Here is a 20,513-nt window from a genome sequence, read left to right as displayed (position 1 = left end):
CCTCGGATCTCCGGGTCCACTTAGAATCCTATATGTCTAATATGTACGCATTTTCGGGGCGGACGGTTCACCATGACCGGGCTCATCGAGGACTACGGGCTCATCGGCGACCTGCAGACGGCCGCCCTGGTGGGCCGGGACGGCGCCGTCGACTGGCTCTGCCTGCCGCGCTTCGACTCGCCGAGCTGCTTCGCCGCCCTCCTCGGCGACGACCGGCACGGGAACTGGCGGCTCGCCCCCGAGGGCGCGGCCCACTGCATCACCCGTGCCTACCGGGACGGCACCCTGGTGCTGGAGTCGCTCTGGCGCACCGCCGGCGGCACGGTCCGCGTGATCGACTTCATGCCGCAGCGCGAGCGTGCGCCGCACCTGATGCGCATCGTCGAGGGAGTCGACGGTGCCGTGCCCGTGCGCAGCGAGCTGCGGCTGCGCTTCAACTACGGCCGCACCACCCCGTGGGTGCGCCGCACGGACCGCCACCGGGTCGCCGTCGCGGGCCCCGACTCCGCCTGGCTGCGCGTCCCGCCGGGCGTGCACACCTACGGGGTCGACGGCTGCACCCGCTCCGACGTCACCGTCCACGCCGGCGAGCGGATCCCCTTCGTCCTGACGTGGCAGCCCTCGCACCTGCGCACCACCCACCGCGCCGACCCCGAGGCGGCGCTGCGCAGGACCGCCGACGGCTGGCGCGGGTGGACGGCGGGCTTCCGGTACGAGGGCGAGTACCGCGCCGCCGTGCTCCGCTCCCTGATCACCCTCAAGGCACTGGCCTACGCGCCCACCGGCGGCATCGTCGCCGCCCCCACCACCTCGCTGCCCGAGCGCATCGGCGGCACCCGCAACTGGGACTACCGCTTCTGCTGGCTGCGCGACTCCAGCATGACCCTGTCCGCCCTGCTGCGCGGCGGCTTCCGCGACGAGGCGGCCGCCTGGCGGCAGTGGCTGCTGCGCGCCATCGCGGGCGACCCGGGAGACCTGCGCAGTCTGTACGGCGTCGCGGGCGAGCGCCACCTGCCCGAGACCGACGCCGACTGGTTCCCCGGCTACGAGGGCTCGGGCCCGGTACGCCTCGGCAACGCCGCCGTCGGGCAGTTCCAGCTCGACGTCTACGGCGAGGTCGTCGACACCCTGTACCTCGCGCTGCGCGCGGGCATCCCCATGGAGCGCCATGTGTGGGTCCTCCTGCGCAGGCTGCTGACCCACCTGGAGAGCCGCTGGCGGGAGCCGGACGAGGGCCTGTGGGAGGTGCGCGGCGGCCGCCGGCACTTCGTGCACTCCAAGGTGATGGCCTGGGTGGCCGCCGACCGGGCCGTGCGCATGGCCGAGGCCACCGGCCTGCCCGCGCCCGTCGACCGCTGGCGCGCACTGCGCGACACCATCCACGCCGACGTCTGCGCGCACGGCTACGACCCCGTCCGCGGCGTCTTCGTCCAGCACTACGGCGGGACCGCCCTGGACGCCGCGACCCTGTTCGTCGTCAAGGCCGGATTCCTGCCGCCCGGCGACCCCCGCGTCGTCCGCACCGTGGAGGCGATCCGCTCCGGCCTCGACCACGGCGGATTCGTGCGCCGCTACACCGGGCCGGACGGCCTCCCCGGCTCCGAGGGCGCCTTCCTCGCCTGCTCCTTCTGGCTCGCCGACGCGCTGGCCGCGCTCGGCCGCGTGGACGCCGCCCGCGAGCTGTTCGCCCGGGTCCTGGCCATCGGCAACGACCTCGGGCTGCTCCCGGAGGAGTGGGACCCGGTCGCCCGGAGGCAACTGGGTAACACACCGCAGGCGTTCACACACGTAGCGTTGGTGAACACCGCCTTCACGCTCTCCCGTTGTCGCTCGGGCGGGTGACACGGCACCATGGGACCCGGCACTTCCGGCGGGTCCGGCGCGTTGGGCAGTGCGGCACATCCCCGACCCACGGAAACGGCGACATGGTGACTACGGCGGTTGACACGGCTCGCACCGACAGCGGGCGCGGGGCGCCCGCGGACGGGCTCATCGGCGCGGGCAGGGCCTTCACCTGGCTGCTCGTGGTCTGCGGTGCGCTCGGCCTGCTCGCGTCGTGGGTCATCACGATCGACAAGTTCAAGCTGCTGGAGGACCCGAACTTCGTCCCGGGCTGCAGCCTGAACCCGATCATCTCCTGCGGCAACATCATGAAGAGCGAGCAGGCGCACGCCTTCGGCTTCCCCAATCCGATGATCGGCATGGTCGCCTACCCCGTGGTGATCGCCCTCGCCGTGGGGATGCTCGCCGGCGCCCGCTACCGCCGCTGGTTCTGGCTCGGCCTGCAGGGCGGCACGCTCTTCGGCGTCGGCTTCGTGACGTGGCTGCAGTACCAGTCGCTGTACAGCATCGGCTCGCTGTGCCTGTGGTGCTCGCTGGCCTGGGTCGTCACGATCGCGCTGTTCTGGTACACCCTCGTCCACAACATCAAGCACGGGATCATCCCGGTGCGCGGCCGCGCCCGGGACCTGGTCCTGGAGTTCCACTGGGTCGTCCCCGTGCTCTGGTACGGCGTGATCGCCGTGGCGATCCTGACCCGCTGGTGGACGTACTGGAGCACCCTGATCTGACGCCGGGGCCGTCCTGTCGGTGCGGTGACATAGGCTTCCTTGCCGTGGAGCCCGACCTGTTCACCGCCGCCGCAGAGGACCGCCAGTCGAGGGAGCCCGGAGGCAGCCCCCTCGCCGTACGGATGCGTCCGCGCACCCTCGACGAGGTGGTGGGGCAGGGTCATCTGCTCCGACCCGGATCGCCGCTGCGGCGCCTGGTCGGCGAGGGCGGCGGCGGGCCGGCCGGGATCTCCTCGGTGATCCTGTGGGGCCCGCCGGGTATCGGCAAGACGACTCTCGCCTACGTCGTCAGCCATGCCACCAACAAGCGCTTCGTCGAGCTCTCGGCGATCACCGCGGGCGTCAAGGAGGTCCGCGCGGTCATCGAGAGCGCCAAGCGCGAGTCCGGCGGCTACGGCCGCGACACCGTGCTCTTCCTGGACGAGATCCACCGCTTCAGCAAGGCCCAGCAGGACTCCCTGCTTCCCGCGGTCGAGAACCGCTGGGTGACCCTCATCGCCGCCACCACCGAGAACCCCTACTTCTCGATCATCTCCCCGCTGCTGTCCCGGTCGCTGCTGCTCACGCTCGAGCCGCTGACCGACGACGACCTGCGCGGCCTGCTGCGCCGCGCCCTGAGCGACGAGCGCGGGCTCAGGGGCGCCGTCACCCTCCCCGAGGACACCGAGGAGCATCTGCTGCGGATCGCCGGCGGCGACGCCCGCCGGGCGCTGACCGCGCTGGAGGCGGGCGCCGGCGCGGCCCTGGCGAAGGGCGAGCAGGAGATCTCCCTGAGCACCCTCGAGGAGACCGTCGACCGCGCCGCCGTGAAGTACGACCGCGACGGCGACCAGCACTATGACGTCGCCAGCGCGCTGATCAAGTCCATCCGCGGCTCGGACGTGGATGCGGCCCTGCACTACCTCGCCCGCATGATCGAGGCGGGGGAGGACCCGCGGTTCATCGCCCGCCGGCTGATGATCTCCGCGAGCGAGGACATCGGCCTCGCCGACCCGACCGCGCTGCCCACGGCCGTCGCCGCGGCGCAGGCGGTGGCGATGATCGGCTTCCCCGAGGCCGCGCTCACCCTCAGCCACGCGACGATCGCGCTCGCCCTGGCGCCCAAGTCCAACGCGGCGACGACGGCGATAGGGGCCGCGCTCGCCGACGTACGGGCGGGCAAGGCCGGTCCAGTCCCCGCCCATCTGCGCGATAGCCACTACAAGGGCGCCGCCAAGCTCGGCCACGGCCAGGGCTACCAGTACCCGCACGATCTGCCCGGTGCCATCGCCGCCCAGCAGTACGCGCCGGACGAGATCCACGGCCGGCGCTACTACGAGCCGACCCGCTACGGGGCCGAGGCCCGCTACGCCGATGTGCTGGAGCGGGTCAGGGAGCGCCTGGCGGGGGAGTAGCGGGCACCCCCGCGGGGTTCAGTGCTCCCGCGAGGCGGCGGCCCCCCGGGCGGCGTCGAAGAGCGTGTGCATCGCCCGGTGCAGATCCGCGTGACCCCGTACGGGCTCCGGGAACTCGAAGCGTGCGTCGAAGGTGCCGTCCTTCCCGGTGAAGCGCACCCGCAGCCCGAAGCGGTCCAGGGCCAGCGGCACCGCGCCGGTCGGATCGCCGTGGCAGGCACCCGCCCCGCCCGTGAGCGCGCACAGCCGGCCCACCTGGTCGGCGTGGGCGACCGCCAGGTGCTGCAGCAGCTCGGCCTCGTGGGCGATCAGCGGGTCGGGCAGGGCCGCGGCGAACTCGTCGGGCTCCACCTGCTCCGCGCCCCACAGGTCGTCCAGCGAGGCCTCGCCGACCTCCAGCCGCAGCCGCACCCTCCCGGCGGGGGCGGGCAGGTCGCGCGCGACGGTGATCCAGCCGGCGATCCAGGCGCGGCCGCGGATGAGTCCGGGCACCGAGACGGGGGCGACATCAGTGATCTCCAGCACAGCCGCCGGCTCGTCGTCCTCGGCGTGGGTGGCGGCCCGAACCGCGGGCGATTCCGCGGGAAACAGCAGGAAGAGGTCGCCGTCGGGGCCCACGAGCCGCTCCTCGGGGACCATGAGCTCGGGCAGGTCGGCGGAGAGGCCGGGAATCACCAGGATGGCGGAGGCGGTACTCTGTACGAGAGTTCGTGTGCGCTCGGCTGCTGACGGCAGTCGGGCGATTTCATGCCCGCTGGGACGCGGCTGACCATGAGCTGATCGGACCTCCGTCAAGTCGGCGCCCACTGCGGCGTCGACGGCGCCCTGTGCGGCGCTGGCACTGTCTGTGATGCGCGTGGTGTTCCCAGGGCGAGACATACGATCTCCTTCGCTAAGGTAAGCCTTACCTAACTTACATGGAGGTCCGGGAAACGTGAACCAGTCGCGTCCCAAGGTCAAGAAGTCGCGTGCGCTCGGCATCGCCCTGACGCCGAAGGCCGTCAAGTACTTCGAGGCCCGTCCCTACCCGCCGGGCGAGCACGGCCGTGGCCGCAAGCAGAACAGTGACTACAAGGTCCGACTGCTGGAGAAGCAGCGTCTGCGCGCGCAGTACGACATCTCCGAGCGCCAGATGGCCCGCGCCTACGACCGCGCCCGCAAGGTCAGCGGCAAGACCGGCGAGGCCCTGATCGTCGAGCTCGAGCGCCGCCTGGACGCCCTCGTCCTGCGCGCCGGCCTGGCCCGCACCATCTACCAGGCCCGCCAGATGGTCGTCCACGGCCACATCGAGGTCAACGGCCACAAGGTCGACAAGCCGTCCTTCCGCGTGACGCCGGACGACGTCGTGATGGTCCGCGAGCGCTCCCGCTCCAAGACCCCGTTCCAGGTCGCCCGCGAGGGTGGCTGGGCCGGCGAGGGCGAGACCCCGAAGTACCTGCAGGTCAACCTGCAGGCCCTGGCGTTCCGCCTGGACCGTCTGCCGAACCGTCGTGAGGTCCCCGTGATCTGCGACGAGCAGCTCGTCGTCGAGTACTACGCTCGCTGACGCCTGCCGCATCCGGCACGCACGTCGGCCCCGGCGCCCCGCCTCCACGGCGGGGCGCCGGGGCTTTCGCGTTCCCCGGAGCCGGGGTCAGTCCTGGGCGGACTGGTGGAGGGCGGTGCCCGCGGCGCGGGGGTCCGCCGGGGGCACGGGGCCGCGCGGCGGGCGGTGGCCCGGCGGGGACGGGGGCAGCCCGGCGAGGGCACGGGCGACGGCCGCGTCGAGGTCGAGGACGCTGCCCTCGGCGTACGCCCCCTCGTAGCCGGGCCGGCCGAGCTCGGCGCGGGCCAGCTCCTCGCAGCGCTGGTGCGGGATCCCGAAGTGGCGCGAGCCGAAGACCGGCAGGCCGACGACGCCCCAGATACCGCCGGCCGCGCCCTGCAGCACCGCCGCCTCCCGGGCGTCCTCCGGGGCCCTGAGCAGCGCGAGCAGTTCGATCCCGAGCACGATGCCCACCATGTCGCGGAAGGTGTGGTTGATCCGCACGCACTCGGCCGCGAGTTCGGCCGCCTGCACGGGGTCGTCCTGCCACCACGCGATGACGGCCCGGGTGTAGAACGCGTACGCCAGCGCCCACCGCTCGCCGTGGTCCTCGCAGATCTCCCGGATGCGGTCGCACAGCTCGATGCCGCCTTCCAGATCCCCCTCGAAGGCCACCGCCATCGCCAGTTCGACCTCGGCCATGATGACGTTGCTGTTCAGCTCGCCGAGCGTCCGGTAGTGGCCCAGCGCCTCCTCGAACAGGGCCCGCGCGCGCGGAAGGTCGTCGCTCAGCAGCGCGCCGCACCCCATCCGGTGCACCGCGTACGCGACCGCCGTCGCGTCGCCGGTCGCCAGGGCCTGTTCCCGGCACTCGTACAGCATGCCCAGCGCCGCGGTGCCGTCGCCCTGGAGGATCGAGACGTAGCCGCAGACCCACAGCGCCTTGGCCCGCTGCCCCGTCGGCGTGTGATCGGCCGCCAGCGCGCGCTCCAGCCAGTACCGGCCCTCGGCCAGCCGGCCGCAGCCGACCCAGAAGAACCACAGGCTCGCCGCCAGGTACTGCCCGGTCCGCAGCTCCTCGGGGACCTCCAGGGAGAACTCCAGCGCCGCCCGCAGATTGGCCAGTTCACGCTCGGTGCTCACCGAGATCTCCGCCTGCCGGGCGCCGAACCACTCCATCTCGCCCCAGGTGGCGAAGCCCAGGTACCAGTCACGGTGCCGGGCCCGCAGCCGCCGCTCCTCGCCCAGCCCGCGCAGCCAGCCCAGCCCGTACTCGCGCAGGGTGTCCAGCAGCAGGTACCGCACCGCCCCCGCGACCTCGCGGCGCAGCACGACCGACTTGTCCACCAGGTCCGCCAGCAGGTCCACCATCGCGTCGGCGGGAAGTTCACCGCCCGCGCAGACGTACTCAGCGGCCTCCGGGTCGAAGTCCCCGGCGAACACCGACAGCCGCGCCCACAGCAGCCGTTCGCACGGCGTGCACAGTTCGTGGCTCCATCCGATCGTGGTACGCAGCGCACGGTGGCGGTCCGGGCCGCCCGTGCCGCCGCGCCGGGTCAGCAGGTCGAAGCGGTCGTCCAGCCGGCCGGTGATCTGGCGTACCGACAGCGCCCGCACGCGGCCCGCCGCCAGCTCCAGGGCGAGCGGGATCCCGTCCAGGCGGCGGCACAGCTCCTCCACCTCGGCCCGGTTGCCACCGTCCACGGTGAAGCCCGGCAGCGCCGCGGCCGCCCGGTCGGCGAACAGCTCGACCGCCTCGCGGCTGTCGGTGAGCGGCTCCAGCGCCACCATGTGCTCGCCGGTCACCCCCAGCGGTTGCCGGCTGGTGACCAGCAACCGCAGTCCGGGCGCCCGCCGCAGCATCGCGTCGGCGAGTTCCGCCGCCGCCTCCACCTGCCGCTCGCAGCAGTCCAGGACGAGCAGCAGCTCGCGGCGGGCCAGGAAGGCGCTCAGCGCGGCCCGGGCGCCGCGCGCGGTGTGGTCGGTGAGGCCGAGGGCGTCCGCCACGGCGTGGTCCAGCAACCCCGGATCCCGTACGGCCCCCAGCTCCGCCAGCCAGACCCCGTCGGCGAACCCGGCGCGCAGCCCGGCCGCCGCGCGCAGCGCGAGCCGGGTCTTGCCGACCCCGCCCACCCCGGTCACCGTCACCATCCGGGCCTTGCCCAGCAACCGGGCCACGTCTTCGAGCTCGCGCCGCCGGCCGACGAAGTGGTTCAGCTCGCACGGCAGGTTGCCGGGCTTCGTCTCATGGCGCATGGGTCACGGAGGGTATCGTCAAATAAGCGGAACGTACAGTCCGGCCCGTGCGCCCGGCTGCGGTCGAGGGCACCGCCCGTCCTTATGCGGTACGGAGCGTGCTGCCCGTCGCGATAAGGTCGGTACCTGATCGGTACCTGGTTGGCGCGGTGGATCCAAGGGAGTGGCAACGTGTCCGGTGGAGAGGTGGCCGGCCTCATCGTGGCCGTCTTCTGGGCGATCCTGGTGTCGTTCCTCGCCGTGGCACTGGTGCGGCTCGCGCAGGCGCTCCGCCAGGCCACGCGCCTCGTGGCGGAGGTGACGGACCAGGCCGTGCCGCTGCTCGGCGAGGCCTCCGAGGCGGTCCGCTCCGCGCACGCCCAACTGGCCCGGGTGGACACCATCACCTCCGACGTCGCCGAGGTGACCGCCAACGCCTCCGCCCTCTCCACGACCGTCGCCTCCACCTTCGGTGGCCCCCTGGTGAAGGTCGCGGCCTTCGGCTACGGCGTGCGGCGCGCGGTCACCCTCCAGGCCAAGGGCGCCGCCAAGAAGCGCACCGTGGTCGTCGGCCGGACGCTCCCGTCCGCCCGCAGCCGTAAGTCAAGGGGCTGACCTGCCATGTTCCGCCGTGCCTTCTGGTTCACCGCCGGCGCCGCCGCCGGGGTGTGGGCCACCAACAAGGTCCACCGCAAGATCCGCAGCCTGACCCCCGAGAGCCTCGCCGCGAAGGCGGCCGACAAGGCCCTGGAGGCCGGGGACCGGTTGCGCACCTTCGCGCAGGACGTCCGCGCCGGCATGGCCGAGCGCGAGGACCAGCTCAACGACGCACTGGGCCGCACGGCCCCCGACCTCGACATGCCGGCCCAGCGGCCGGAGATCGCGTACCACCACCGGAAGGACGAACACTGATGGAGTCGGCAGAAATCCGCCGCCGCTGGCTGCGTTTCTTCGAAGAGCGCGGGCACACCGTCGTGCCGTCGGCGTCGCTCATCGCCGACGACCCGACACTCCTTCTGGTGCCCGCGGGCATGGTCCCGTTCAAGCCCTACTTCCTGGGTGAGGTCAAGCCGCCCTTCCCGCGCGCCACCAGCGTGCAGAAGTGCGTCCGCACGCCCGACATCGAAGAGGTCGGCAAGACCACGCGCCACGGCACGTTCTTCCAGATGTGCGGCAACTTCTCCTTCGGCGACTACTTCAAGGAAGGCGCCATCAAGTTCGCCTGGGAGCTGCTCACCACTCCCGTGGCGGACGGCGGTTACGGCCTCGACCCCGAGCGGCTGTGGATCACCGTCTACAAGGACGACGACGAGGCCGAGCAGATCTGGCGCGACGTCGTGGGCGTGCCCGCCGAGCGCATCCAGCGCCTGGGCATGAAGGACAACTTCTGGTCCATGGGCGTCCCGGGTCCCTGCGGCCCGTGCTCCGAGATCAACTACGACCGCGGCCCCGAGTTCGGCGTCGAGGGCGGCCCGGCCGTCAACGACGAGCGGTACGTGGAGATCTGGAACCTGGTCTTCATGCAGTACGAGCGCGGGGAGGGCGCCGGCAAGGAGGAGTTCCCGATCCTCGGCGACCTGCCCGCCAAGAACATCGACACCGGCCTCGGTCTCGAGCGTCTCGCCATGATCCTGCAGGACGTGCAGAACATGTACGAGACCGACACCCTGCGCGCCGTCATCGACAGGGCCACCGAGCTCACCGGCGTCGCCTACGGCACCGCCCACGACTCCGACGTCTCGCTGCGCGTGGTCGCCGACCACATGCGCACCTCGGTCATGCTCATCGGTGACGGCGTCACCCCCGGCAACGAGGGCCGCGGCTATGTGCTGCGCCGCATCATGCGCCGCGCCATCCGCAACATGCGGCTGCTCGGCGCCACGGACGTCGTCGTCGGTGAACTCGTCGACACCGTCATCAAGACGATGGGCCAGCAGTACCCGGAGCTCGTCGAGGACCGCAAGCGCATCGAGACGGTCGCCCTCGCCGAGGAGGCCCGCTTCCTCAAGACGCTGAAGGCCGGCACCAATGTGCTGGACACCGCCGTCACCGAGGCCAAGTCCGCGGGTTCCGGCGTGCTCTCCGGCGACAAGGCCTTCCTGCTCCACGACACCTGGGGCTTCCCGATCGACCTCACCCTCGAAATGGCCGCCGAGCAGGGCCTGTCGGTGGACGAGGACGGCTTCCGCCGCCTGATGAAGGAGCAGCGGGACCGCGCCAAGGCCGACGCCCTGGTGAAGAAGAGCGGTCATGTCGACATGTCGGCGTACCGTGCCGTCGCCGACACGGCCGGCAGCACCGTCTTCACCGGCTACACGGACAACGAGGGCGAGGCCAGCGTCGTCGGCCTGCTGGTCGACGGCGTGCCGTCGCCCGCCGCCAACGAGGGCGACGAGGTCGAGGTCATCCTGGACCGCACCCCCTTCTACGCCGAGGGCGGCGGCCAGCTCGCCGACACCGGCCGCATCCGCACCGACTCGGGTGCCGTCATCGAGGTGCGCGACGTGCAGCAGCCCGTGCCGGGCGTCACCGTGCACAAGGGCAGCGTCCAGGTCGGCGAGGTGACCGTCGGCGCCGCCGCGTTCGCCAGGATCGACCTCGGCCGCCGCCGTGCCATCGCCCGCGCCCACAGCGCCACCCACCTCACCCACCAGGCGCTGCGCGACGCGCTCGGCCCCACCGCCGCCCAGGCCGGTTCGGAGAACTCCCCGGGCCGCTTCCGCTTCGACTTCGGCTCGCCGGCCGCCGTGCCGGGCAGCGTGCTGACGGACGTCGAGCAGAAGATCAACGCCGTGCTCTCCCGCGAGCTCGACGTCACCGCCGAGATCATGAGCATCGACGAGGCCAAGAAGCAGGGCGCCATCGCCGAGTTCGGCGAGAAGTACGGCGAGCGGGTGCGCGTCGTGACCATCGGCGACTACTCCAAGGAGCTCTGCGGCGGCACGCACGTCCACAACACCGCCCAGCTGGGCCTGGTGAAGCTGCTCGGCGAGTCCTCCATCGGCTCCGGCGTGCGCCGTGTCGAGGCCCTCGTCGGTGTGGACGCGTACAACTTCCTCGCCCGCGAGCACACGGTCGTCGCCCAGCTCCAGCAGCTGGTCAAGGGCCGCCCGGAGGAGCTCCCGGAGAAGATCTCCGGCATGCTCACCAAGCTCAAGGAGGCCGAGAAGGAGATCGAGCGCTTCCGCGCCGAGAAGGTCCTGCAGGCGGCCGCCGGGCTCGCCGACTCCGCCCAGGACGTCAAGGGCGTCGCCCTGGTCACCGCCCAGGTGCCGGACGGCACCGGCGCCGACGACCTGCGCAAGCTCGTGCTGGACGTCCGTCAGCGGATCAGCGGCGGCCGCGCTGCCGTCGTGGCCCTGTTCACCGTGGCGAACGACCGCCCGCTGACCGTCATCGCCACCAACGAGGCGGCACGTGAGCGCGGCCTGAAGGCCGGCGACCTGGTCCGCACCGCCGCCAAGACCCTCGGCGGCGGCGGTGGCGGCAAGCCGGACGTCGCCCAGGGCGGCGGCCAGAACGCCGACGCCGTCGGCGAGGCCATCGCCGCCGTGCAGCGCCTCGTCGCCGAGACGGCCTGAGGTCGTCGATGCGCAGGGGTCGCAGGATCGCGATCGACGTCGGGGACGCCCGCATCGGGGTCGCCTCGTGCGACCCCGACGGGCTGATCGCCACACCCGTCGAGACGGTGCCCGGCCGGGACGTCCCGGCCGCGCGCCGTCGCATCGCGCAGATCGTCGAGGAGTACGAGCCGATCGAGGTGCTGGTCGGCCTGCCCCGCTCGCTCAGCGGGCGGGAAGGGCCGGCCGCGGCCAAGGCCCGCGACTTCGCCCAGGATGTGGCGAAGATCATCTCCCCTGTTCCGGTGCGCCTCGTTGACGAGCGGATGACCACCGTCACGGCCACCCAGGGCCTGCGCGCATCGGGCGTCAGGGCCAAGAAGGGACGTTCCGTCGTCGACCAGGCGGCGGCCGTGGTCATCCTGCAGAGCGCCCTGGAGACCGAACGGGTGTCGGGTAAAGAGCCCGGCGAGAGCGTCGAACCGTTTATCTGATCGCGGTACGGTAACGTTCCGCGCAGCACGGCGGCTCCACAGCGGGATCCGTGGTGCCGATGGGCGGGACCCACCCACCCGCCCGCCCGCGCCACAAGCGCCGGCCTGCTGCCGCCTCGCGAACCGAACCGTAGGGGATCGATGACTGACTATGGCCGGAGCCCAGGCTCCGAAGCATGGCACCCCGAAGACCCTCTCTTCGGCGACCCGTGGGGGCAGCAGCAGCCCGCGCAGCAGCAACAGCACCCCCAGCAACACCAGTATTCCCAGTACCAGCAGCAACAACACCATCCCCAGCAGCAACAGCCGCAGTACGAGCAGCAGGGAGGCTGGGACCCGTACGGCTCCACCGGTCAGCAGGCGCAGTACCCGTACGACCCCCAGCAGCAGTACGACTCCTGGGGCGCCCCGGCCGGGTACGGCAACAACGGCTACGGAGGCCAGCAGCAGCCCGACTACTACGGGCAGGGCGGTTACCCGCCCCCGCAGCGCCCCGACCAGCGTTACCCGGAGCAGCAGCAACCCCAGTACCAGCAGCAGCAGCCCCAACAGCCCCAGCAGACGCCGCCGCAGCGGCTCCAGCGCCCGCAGCAGCCGCAGCACGAAGCCCCGCTGTGGGACGACGAGGCCGGGGCCGCCGACGACCACTCCTTCTTCTCCGGCGCGGACGACGACGAGGACGACCTGCCGCCGGGCCGCGGCGACCGGCGCGACCGTGCCCGCAGGGGCGGCGGGAAGAGCGGCAAGAAGGGCGGCAAGAAGCGCCGCAGCGGCATGGCGTGCCTGGTCGTCCTGGTCGTCCTCGGCGGTGGCATCACCGGTGCCGGCTACTTCGGCTACCGCTACTACCAGAACAACTTCGGCCCGGCGCCGGACTTCTCCGGGCGGGGCACGGGTGAGGTGCAGGTCGAGATCCCGCAGGGCGCCAGCGGTATCGAGATCGGCAACATCCTGAAGAAGGCGGGCGTGGTCAAGAGCGTCGACGCCTTCACCGCCGCCGCCAACAAGGACCCCAAGGGCAAGCTCATCCAGCCCGGCGTCTACGTCCTGCGCAAGGAGATGTCGGCGTCCAGCGCCGTCACGATGATGCTCGACCCGAAGTCGCAGAACGTCCTGATCATCGCCGAGGGCCTTCGGGACGCCCAGATCTACTCGACGATCGACGCCAAGCTGAACCTAGATGAGGGCACCACCGCCAAGATCGCCAAGGAGCAGGCCGGCAAGCTCGGGCTCCCTCGTTGGGCCGACGACGGCGCCCAGATCTCGGACCCGCTGGAAGGATTCCTCTTCCCGACCCGCTACAGCGTCGGCAAGGACACCAAGCCCGCCGACCTGCTCAAGCAGATGGTCAAGCAGGCCGTGGCCGAGTACGAGAAGGACGACCTGGAGGCGCAGGCCAAGGACGCCGGTATGACGCCGCACCAGATAATCACCATCGCCAGCCTCGTCCAGGCCGAGGCGAAGGAGGACGACGAGTTCGGCAAGGTCTCGCGCGTCATCTACAACCGCCTCGACCAGGACATGTTCCTGGGCTTCGACTCGACGATCAACTACGCCAAGGGCCGCAGCACGCTCAACACGTCGACCGCGGACACCAAGGACCCCTCGCCGTACAACACGTACAACCACAAGGGACTGCCTCCCGGCCCCATCGGCAACCCGGGGCACCAGTCGATCACCGCCGCCCTCCATCCGACCAAGGGCAACTGGCTGTACTTCGTGACGGTCAAGCCGGGCGACACGCGCTTCACCGACAGCGCGTCCGAGCACGACAGGAACGTCGAGGAGTTCAACAAGTACCAGCGGGAGCACGGCGGCTGATGAGTGAAGGACGGCGGGCGGCGGTCCTGGGATCGCCGATCGCGCACTCCCTCTCCCCGGTGCTGCACCGCGCCGCCTACGCGGAGCTGGGGCTGGCCGACTGGACGTACGACCGCTTCGAGGTCGACGAGGCGGCGCTGCCCGGCTTCCTGGCCGGGCTGGCGGAGGGCGGCGAGCGGTGGGCCGGGTTGTCGCTGACCATGCCGCTCAAGCGGGCGGTCATCCCGCTGCTGGACGGGATCAGCGACACCGCCGCGGCGGTCGAGGCCGTCAACACGCTCGTCCTCACGGAGGACGGACGCCGTCTGGGCGACAACACCGACATCCCGGGCATGGTGGCCGCGCTGCGCGAGCGCGGCGTCGAACGCGTCCGCTCCGCCGCCGTCCTCGGCGCCGGCGCCACCGCCTCCTCCGCGCTGGCCGCGCTGGCACAGATCTGCGACGGCGAGGTCACCGCGTACGTGCGCGGTGCCACCCGCGCGGCCGAGATGCGGCAGTGGGGCGAGCGGCTGGGTGTGGCCGTGCGGACGGCCGCGTGGGAGGACGCCGCGCAGGCCCTCGACGCGCCTCTGGTGATCTCCACGACCCCGGCGGGCGCCACCGACGCGCTGGCCGCGGCCGTTCCGGAGCGGCCCGGCACCCTCTTCGACGTGCTGTACGACCCGTGGCCCACCGCGCTGGCGTCCGCCTGGGCGGGACGGGGCGGGGCCGTCGTCGGGGGGCTCGACCTCCTCGTGCACCAGGCGGTGCTGCAGGTGGAGCTGATGACCGGTCGCAAGCCCGCCCCCCTGGCGGCCATGCGGGCGGCCGGCGAGGCGGCGCTGCACCGTTCCTGAGCGGTCATGTGCGTTCCCGACCGCCCGGATCCGTCCGGCGAGCTGTCCGCCCAGCGGACCGCGCCCCGACTACGCCGCCGGACGTGAAAGGATCGGATTACGCACGGATGGTCCGGTCCGCCTCGCCGCGGTCCGGGCGATGATGAAGGAGCGAGCACCGTTGAGCAGGTTGCGCTGGCTGACCGCGGGGGAGTCGCACGGCCCCGCACTCGTCGCGACGCTGGAGGGTCTGCCCTCCGGTGTGCCGATCACCACCGAGATGGTGGCGGACCACCTCGCGCGGCGGCGGCTGGGCTACGGCCGCGGTGCCCGGATGAAGTTCGAGCAGGACCAGGTCACCTTCCTCGGCGGCGTGCGCCACGGGCTGACCCTCGGCTCCCCGGTCGCGATCATGGTCGGGAACACCGAGTGGCCCAAGTGGGAGCAGGTCATGGCGGCCGACCCGGTCGACCCCGAGATCCTCGCCGGGCTCGCCCGCAACGCCCCGCTGACCCGCCCGCGCCCCGGCCACGCCGACCTGGCCGGCATGCAGAAGTACGGCTTCGACGAGGCCCGGCCGATCCTGGAGCGCGCCTCCGCCCGCGAGACCGCCGCCCGCGTCGCGCTCGGCGCCGTGGCCCGCTCCTACCTCAAGGAGACGGCCGGTATCGAGATCGTCTCCCACGTCGTGGAGCTCGCCTCGGCCAAGGCCCCGTACGGCGTCTACCCGACCCCCGCCGACGTCGAGAAGCTCGACGCCGACCCGGTGCGCTGCCTCGACGCCGACGCGAGCAAGCGGATGGTCGCCGAGATCGACCAGGCCCACAAGGACGGCGACACGCTCGGCGGCGTCGTCGAGGTCCTGGCCTACGGCGTGCCGGTCGGCCTCGGCAGCCATGTGCACTGGGACCGCCGCCTGGACGCCCGGCTGGCCGCCGCCCTCATGGGCATCCAGGCCATCAAGGGCGTCGAGGTCGGCGACGGCTTCGAGCTCGCCCGCGTCCCCGGCTCCCAGGCCCACGACGAGATCGTCTCCACCCCCGACGGCATCCGCCGCTCCTCCGGCCGTTCCGGCGGCACCGAGGGCGGCCTGAGCACCGGCGAGCTGCTGCGGGTGCGGGCCGCGATGAAGCCCATCGCCACCGTGCCGCGTGCCCTGGCCACCGTGGACGTGACCACCGGCGAGGCCACCCAGGCCCACCACCAGCGCTCCGACGTCTGCGCCGTGCCGGCCGCCGGCATCGTCGCCGAGGCGATGGTCGCCCTCGTCCTGGCCGACGCGGTCGCGGAGAAGTTCGGCGGCGACAGCGTCGCCGAGACCCGCCGCAACGTCCGCGGCTACCTCGACAACCTGGCGATCCGATGAGCGGGCCGGTCGTCGTCCTGGTCGGCCCGATGGGGGTCGGCAAGACCACGGTGGGCGAGCTGCTCGCCGAGCGGCTCGGCACCACCTGCCGCGACACCGACGCCGACATCGTCCGGGCCCAGGGGCGGCCGATCGCCGACATCTTCGTCGAGGACGGCGAGGAGCACTTCCGCGCGCTGGAGGCCGAGGCGGTCCGCGCCGCGCTCGCCGAGCACCCGGGCGTGCTCGCGCTCGGCGGCGGCTCGATCCTCGCCGAGGACACCCGCAAGCTGCTCGCCGGACTGCCCGTGGTCTTCCTCGACATGGACGTCGCCGAAGCCGTCAAGCGCGTCGGCCTCGACACCGCCCGCCCGCTGCTGGCCGTCAACCCGCGGCGGCAGTGGCGCGAGCTGATGGAGGCCCGCCGCCCGCTGTACACCGAGGTCGCCCGCGCCGTGGTCAGCACGGATGGCCGTACCCCCGAGGACGTCGCGGACGCCGTCCTGGACGCACTGGAGCTGAAGAACGCATGACCGAGCACGCCGCCCACGCCCCCAGCCGCATCCAGGTCGGGGGCAGTGAGGGCACCGAGCCGTACGAGGTGCTGGTCGGCCGGCAACTGCTCGGCGAGCTGCCGGGCCTGATCGGCGACAAGGCGGCCCGGGTCGCCGTCATCCACCCCGAGGCGCTGGAGGCCACCGGCCAGGCGCTGCGCGAGGACCTGGCGGAGCAGGGATACGAGGCCGTCGCGATCCAGGTGCCCAACGCGGAGGAGGCCAAGACCGCCGAGGTCGCGGCGTACTGCTGGCGGGCGCTGGGCCAGTCCGGATTCACCAGGACGGATGTCATCGTGGGCGTCGGTGGTGGCGCCACCACCGATCTCGCCGGTTTCGTCGCCGCGACGTGGCTGCGCGGGGTGCGCTGGGTCGCCGTGCCGACCACGGTGCTCGGCATGGTCGACGCCGCGGTCGGCGGCAAGACCGGCATCAACACCGCCGAGGGCAAGAACCTCGTCGGCGCCTTCCATCCGCCCGCCGGGGTGCTCTGCGACCTCGCGGCGCTGGAGTCGCTGCCGGTCAACGACTACGTCAGCGGCCTCGCCGAGATCATCAAGGCCGGTTTCATCGCCGACCCGGTGATCCTGGACCTGATCGAGCAGGACCCGGCAGCCGCCCGCGGCCCCGAGGGCCCGCACACCGCGGAACTGCTGGAACGGGCCATCCGGGTCAAGGCCGAGGTGGTCTCCGCCGACCTCAAGGAGTCGGGCCTGCGCGAGATCCTCAACTACGGCCACACCCTCGGCCACGCCATCGAGAAGAACGAGCGCTACAACTGGCGGCACGGCGCGGCCGTCTCCATCGGCATGGTCTTCGCCGCCGAGCTCGGCCGCCTCGCCGGGCGCCTCGACGACGCCACCGCCGACCGGCACCGCTCCGTCCTGGAGTCCGTCGGCCTGCCGTTGACCTACCGCGGCGACCAGTGGCCGCGGCTGCTGGAGACGATGAAGGTGGACAAGAAGTCGCGCGCCGACCGGCTGCGGTTCATCGTCCTGGACGGTCTCGCCAAGCCGACCGTCCTGGAGGCCCCCGACCCCGGGGTGCTCCTCGCCGCCTACGCGGAGATCTCCAAGTAGGCGCACCTCGCACAGGATCGCGGATTCCGAACGGCCGGGCACCCCGTGGGTGGCCCGGCCGTTCACACAACTGCGGCCGTTGACGGTACCGTTCGGTCGAACCTGAAAGCTCTTGTACGGACGGAGTGGGCCTCGATGCAGCATGCCGTGGGTGCGCCGCTGCCACCGCCGCACGGCGGGCAGCCGGCCGGGCAGCCAGGGCCGCCGCAGCCCCCGGGCACCACCGGCCACTTCCCGATGGCCCAGGGCGCCCCCGTCCAGCACCCGGTCCAGCCGCCCGCGCAGCCCGCCGGCAGCGGCGGCGCGCCGCTCCCGCACCCCACGCACAGCCCCGTCGCCGTCCTGCTGATCGGCGCGGCCGGCGCGGGCAAGACCACCATCGCGCGGCACTGGGCCGACCACCGGGGCGTGCCCACCGCCCACATCAGCCTGGACGACGTCCGCGAATGGGTCCGCTCGGGCTTCGCCGACCCGCAGTCCGGCTGGAACGACAACTCCGAGGCGCAGTACCGTCTCGCCCGCCGCACCTGCGGTTTCGCCGCCCGCAACTTCCTGGCGAACGGCATCTCCTGCATCATCGACGACGCCGTCTTCCCCGACCGCCCGGTCGTCGGCCTCGGCGGCTGGAAGCGCCACGTCGGCCCCGGCCTGCTGCCCGTCGTCCTCCTCCCCGGCCTCGACATCGTGCTGGCCCGCAACGCCCAGCGCAGCGGCAACCGCCGGCTCTCCGACGAGGAGGTCGCCCGCATCCACGGGCGCATGGCCGGCTGGTACGGCTCCGGGCTGCCCATCATCGACAACTCCCACCTCGACGTCGCGGCGGCCGCCGCCGCCCTCGACGGCGTGGTCACCCGCAGCCTGCAGGGCCCGCCCGCCTGGTAGCCGTGGACGGCCCGGCCGCTCTCGAGAGGCCGACCGGCGGGACGCGACGTACGCTCGCCACATGTCCGAGGTGCACGCTGCCCGCAGGGAACGGCTGCGGGACCGCTGCGCGGCGGCCGGAGCGGCGGCGGCGCTCGTCTCCCGCCCCGCCAACGTCCGCTACCTGACGGGGTGCGCCCCGCCCGGGACCGTGCTGCTGGTGGGGCCCGGCGCCGAGGACGTGCTGGTCCACCACCGCCGCCCCTCCGGCGACCTGGCAGAGGGACGGCTCCCTGAGGACGTGCGGGGCGTCGTGCTGTCCAGCCCCGAGGGCGACCCGGCGGTCACCGCCGCCGCCCTGGCCGCGGACCGCAAGGCGGAGGCCCTGGCGGTCGAGGAGCACCACCTCACCGTCGCGCGGCACCGCGCGGTCGGCAGCGCGGCCCCGGGCGTACGCCTCTCCGACCTCGGCTCGGCCGTGGAGCAGCTCCGCCTGGTCAAGGACGAGCAGGAGATCTCCGCGCTGCGGATCGCCGCCGAGATCGCCGACCAGGCGCTCAGCGAACTCCTGGAGTCGATCCTGGTGGGCCGCACCGAACGCCATCTCGCCCTGGAGCTGGAGCGCCGGCTGATCGACCACGGGGCCGACGGCCCGGCCTTCCCCACCTGCGTCGGCGCCGGCCCGCACTCGGGCGCGGCGCGCCACCTGCCGACCGACCGGCGGGTCGAGGAGGGCGACTTCCTCACCGTCTGCCTGGGCGCGTGCTACCGCGGCTACCGCTGCGAGGTGGGGCGCACCTTCGTCATCGGCACCACGCCGGCCGACTGGCAGATCGAGCTGTACGACCTCGTCTTCGCCGCCCAGCGGGCCGGCCGCGAGGCCCTGGCACCGGGCGCCGCCTGCTGCGACGTGGACCGCGCGGCACGCCACGTCCTGGAGTCCGGCGGCCACGGCGAGGCGCTGGGGGAGACCACCGGACACGGTGTCGGACTGGAGATCGGCGAGGACCCTCGGCTGTCCCCCTCGGCCATGGGTAAACTGGACGCTTGCGTGCCGGTCACCGTCGAACCGGGGGTCCACCTCCCGGGCCGCGGCGGTGTCCGCATCGACGACACACTCGTCGTGCGTCCTCCGACGGACGGCGGGCCCGAGCTACTCACCATCACGACCAAGGAGCTGCTCGCCCTGTAGTGGGCGACCGCGGCTCCGGGTCCCCGAAGCAGCAGTGCAGGAGATTCCGCAACCGTGGCCACCACGAACGACCTCAAGAACGGCCTCGTGCTCAAGCTCGACGGCGGCCAGCTCTGGTCCGTCGTCGAGTTCCAGCACGTCAAGCCCGGCAAGGGCCCCGCCTTCGTCCGTACGAAGCTCAAGAACGTGCTCTCCGGCAAGGTCGTCGACAAGACCTTCAACGCCGGCGTGAAGGTCGAGACGGCCAACGTCGACAAGCGCGGGATGCAGTTCTCCTACAAGGACGGCGAAAGCTTCGTGTTCATGGACATGGACACGTACGACCAGGTCTACATCACCCCCGAGGTCGTCGGCGACGCCGCCCACTTCCTCCTGGAGGGCTTCGAGGCGGTCGTCGCGATGTACGAGGGCTCGCCCCTCTACATCGAGCTCCCGGCCGCGGTCGAGCTGGTCATCGAGTACACGGAGCCGGGCGTCCAGGGCGACCGCTCCACCGGCGGCACCAAGCCCGCCAAGCTGGAGACCGGCTACGAGATCGGCGTCCCGCTCTTCATCACCACCGGTGAGAAGATCAAGGTCGACACCCGCTCGGGTGAGTACCTCGGCCGGGTGACCAGCTAACCGTGGCCGCTCGTAACAAGGCCCGCAAGCGCGCCTTCCAGATCCTGTTCGAGGCGGAGCAGCGGGGTGTCGACCCCAAGACCGCCATGGCCGACTGGATCAGGCTCGCCCGGACCGACGACCGGCAGCCCCCGGTCAGCGAATACACGATGCAGCTCGTCGAGGGCTACGCCGAACGGGCGAAGCGGATCGACGAACTGCTGTCGAAGCACGCCGTGGGCTGGACCCTCGACCGTATGCCGGTGACCGACCGGAACATCCTGCGGCTCGGCGCCTACGAGCTGATCTGGGAGGACGACGTCCCCGACGCCGTCGTCCTGGACGAGGCCGTGCAGCTGGCCAAGGAGTTCTCGACGGACGAGTCCCCCTCGTTCGTGAACGGCCTGCTGGCCCGCCTCAAGGAGCTGAAGCCCGGCCTCCGGGAGGACTAGCCCGCCCGGCTCACCG

19 protein-coding genes are annotated in these 20,513 nt (G+C 72.3%); 17 read left to right on the top strand and 2 right to left on the bottom strand.

The window, feature by feature from the left end:
- Positions 1-72 precede the first annotated feature (72 nt).
- From ACWDAS_RS00410 to ACWDAS_RS00400, 3 genes are all read left to right on the top strand, one after another.
- Positions 73-1,842 carry a glycoside hydrolase family 15 protein gene (locus tag ACWDAS_RS00410; protein ID WP_450385988.1) on the top strand — a complete coding sequence of 590 codons (1,770 nt, stop codon included), beginning with the start codon at positions 73-75 and terminating at the stop codon, positions 1,840-1,842.
- An 83-nt stretch (positions 1,843-1,925) separates the two neighbouring features.
- Positions 1,926-2,570: a vitamin K epoxide reductase family protein gene (locus ACWDAS_RS00405; protein ID WP_450385986.1), complete on the top strand. Its 645-nt coding sequence runs from the start codon at positions 1,926-1,928 to the stop codon at positions 2,568-2,570.
- A gap of 44 nt (positions 2,571-2,614) precedes the next feature.
- Complete coding sequence (locus ACWDAS_RS00400) at positions 2,615-3,964, top strand: replication-associated recombination protein A (RefSeq protein ID WP_450385984.1); 1,350 nt, start codon at positions 2,615-2,617, stop codon at positions 3,962-3,964.
- Between the two features lie 18 nt (positions 3,965-3,982).
- Here ACWDAS_RS00400 and ACWDAS_RS00395 read toward each other — a convergent pair whose 3' ends face one another.
- A complete protein-coding gene (locus ACWDAS_RS00395; protein WP_450386585.1) occupies positions 3,983-4,699 on the bottom strand; it encodes a DUF2470 domain-containing protein in 717 nt (238 codons plus the stop codon).
- Positions 4,700-4,898: 199 nt separating this feature from the next.
- Here ACWDAS_RS00395 and rpsD point away from each other — a divergent pair, with 199 nt between their 5' ends.
- Positions 4,899-5,510: a 30S ribosomal protein S4 gene (gene rpsD / locus ACWDAS_RS00390; RefSeq protein ID WP_361802669.1), complete on the top strand. Its 612-nt coding sequence runs from the start codon at positions 4,899-4,901 to the stop codon at positions 5,508-5,510.
- An 87-nt stretch (positions 5,511-5,597) separates the two neighbouring features.
- Here rpsD and ACWDAS_RS00385 read toward each other — a convergent pair whose 3' ends face one another.
- Positions 5,598-7,745 (bottom strand): ATP-binding protein, encoded by a 2,148-nt coding sequence (locus ACWDAS_RS00385; protein WP_450385981.1) that lies wholly within the window; start codon positions 7,743-7,745, stop codon positions 5,598-5,600.
- 171 nt (positions 7,746-7,916) lie between these two features.
- Between ACWDAS_RS00385 and ACWDAS_RS00380 the strand changes: the two genes are divergently transcribed.
- The 13 genes from ACWDAS_RS00380 (at position 7,917) to nusB (ending at position 20,497) form a co-directional block, all read left to right on the top strand.
- The gene (locus ACWDAS_RS00380) at positions 7,917-8,339 is read left to right on the top strand and encodes a DUF948 domain-containing protein (protein ID WP_450385979.1); all 423 of its coding nucleotides are present in this window, start codon (positions 7,917-7,919) and stop codon (positions 8,337-8,339) included.
- A 6-nt stretch (positions 8,340-8,345) separates the two neighbouring features.
- The gene (locus tag ACWDAS_RS00375) at positions 8,346-8,636 is read left to right on the top strand and encodes a DUF6167 family protein (RefSeq protein WP_450385977.1); all 291 of its coding nucleotides are present in this window, start codon (positions 8,346-8,348) and stop codon (positions 8,634-8,636) included.
- A complete protein-coding gene (alaS, locus tag ACWDAS_RS00370) occupies positions 8,636-11,305 on the top strand; it encodes an alanine--tRNA ligase (protein ID WP_450385975.1) in 2,670 nt (889 codons plus the stop codon). Before ACWDAS_RS00375 ends, alaS begins: the two co-directional genes overlap by 1 nt.
- A gap of 8 nt (positions 11,306-11,313) precedes the next feature.
- The gene (gene ruvX, locus ACWDAS_RS00365) at positions 11,314-11,778 is read left to right on the top strand and encodes a Holliday junction resolvase RuvX (RefSeq protein WP_450385973.1); all 465 of its coding nucleotides are present in this window, start codon (positions 11,314-11,316) and stop codon (positions 11,776-11,778) included.
- Positions 11,779-11,919: 141 nt separating this feature from the next.
- Entirely contained in the window at positions 11,920-13,599 is a 1,680-nt protein-coding gene (mltG, locus tag ACWDAS_RS00360) for an endolytic transglycosylase MltG (RefSeq protein ID WP_450385971.1), read from the top strand.
- Positions 13,599-14,435 (top strand): shikimate dehydrogenase, encoded by an 837-nt coding sequence (locus ACWDAS_RS00355; protein ID WP_450385969.1) that lies wholly within the window; start codon positions 13,599-13,601, stop codon positions 14,433-14,435. The genes mltG and ACWDAS_RS00355 overlap by 1 nt, the downstream gene beginning before the upstream one ends.
- 160 nt (positions 14,436-14,595) lie before the next feature.
- On the top strand, positions 14,596-15,780 hold the full coding sequence (gene aroC / locus ACWDAS_RS00350) for a chorismate synthase (RefSeq protein ID WP_450385967.1): 1,185 nt from the start codon (positions 14,596-14,598) through the stop codon (positions 15,778-15,780).
- The gene (locus tag ACWDAS_RS00345; RefSeq protein ID WP_450385965.1) at positions 15,777-16,292 is read left to right on the top strand and encodes a shikimate kinase; all 516 of its coding nucleotides are present in this window, start codon (positions 15,777-15,779) and stop codon (positions 16,290-16,292) included. Before aroC ends, ACWDAS_RS00345 begins: the two co-directional genes overlap by 4 nt.
- The gene (gene aroB / locus ACWDAS_RS00340) at positions 16,289-17,392 is read left to right on the top strand and encodes a 3-dehydroquinate synthase (RefSeq protein ID WP_450385963.1); all 1,104 of its coding nucleotides are present in this window, start codon (positions 16,289-16,291) and stop codon (positions 17,390-17,392) included. Before ACWDAS_RS00345 ends, aroB begins: the two co-directional genes overlap by 4 nt.
- Positions 17,393-17,527: 135 nt before the next feature.
- The gene (locus ACWDAS_RS00335) at positions 17,528-18,274 is read left to right on the top strand and encodes an AAA family ATPase (protein WP_450385961.1); all 747 of its coding nucleotides are present in this window, start codon (positions 17,528-17,530) and stop codon (positions 18,272-18,274) included.
- Between the two features lie 61 nt (positions 18,275-18,335).
- A complete protein-coding gene (locus ACWDAS_RS00330) occupies positions 18,336-19,445 on the top strand; it encodes an aminopeptidase P family protein (RefSeq protein ID WP_450385959.1) in 1,110 nt (369 codons plus the stop codon).
- A 54-nt stretch (positions 19,446-19,499) separates the two neighbouring features.
- Positions 19,500-20,066 carry an elongation factor P gene (efp, locus tag ACWDAS_RS00325; RefSeq protein ID WP_319134977.1) on the top strand — a complete coding sequence of 189 codons (567 nt, stop codon included), beginning with the start codon at positions 19,500-19,502 and terminating at the stop codon, positions 20,064-20,066.
- A 2-nt stretch (positions 20,067-20,068) separates the two neighbouring features.
- The gene (gene nusB, locus ACWDAS_RS00320) at positions 20,069-20,497 is read left to right on the top strand and encodes a transcription antitermination factor NusB (RefSeq protein WP_450385957.1); all 429 of its coding nucleotides are present in this window, start codon (positions 20,069-20,071) and stop codon (positions 20,495-20,497) included.
- Positions 20,498-20,513: the final 16 nt, after the last annotated feature.

Source organism: Streptomyces sp. NPDC001070 (assembly GCF_053598835.1).
The sequence above is the reverse complement of the archived record's forward strand: the minus strand, read 5'-3'. Positions and strand labels throughout refer to the sequence as shown.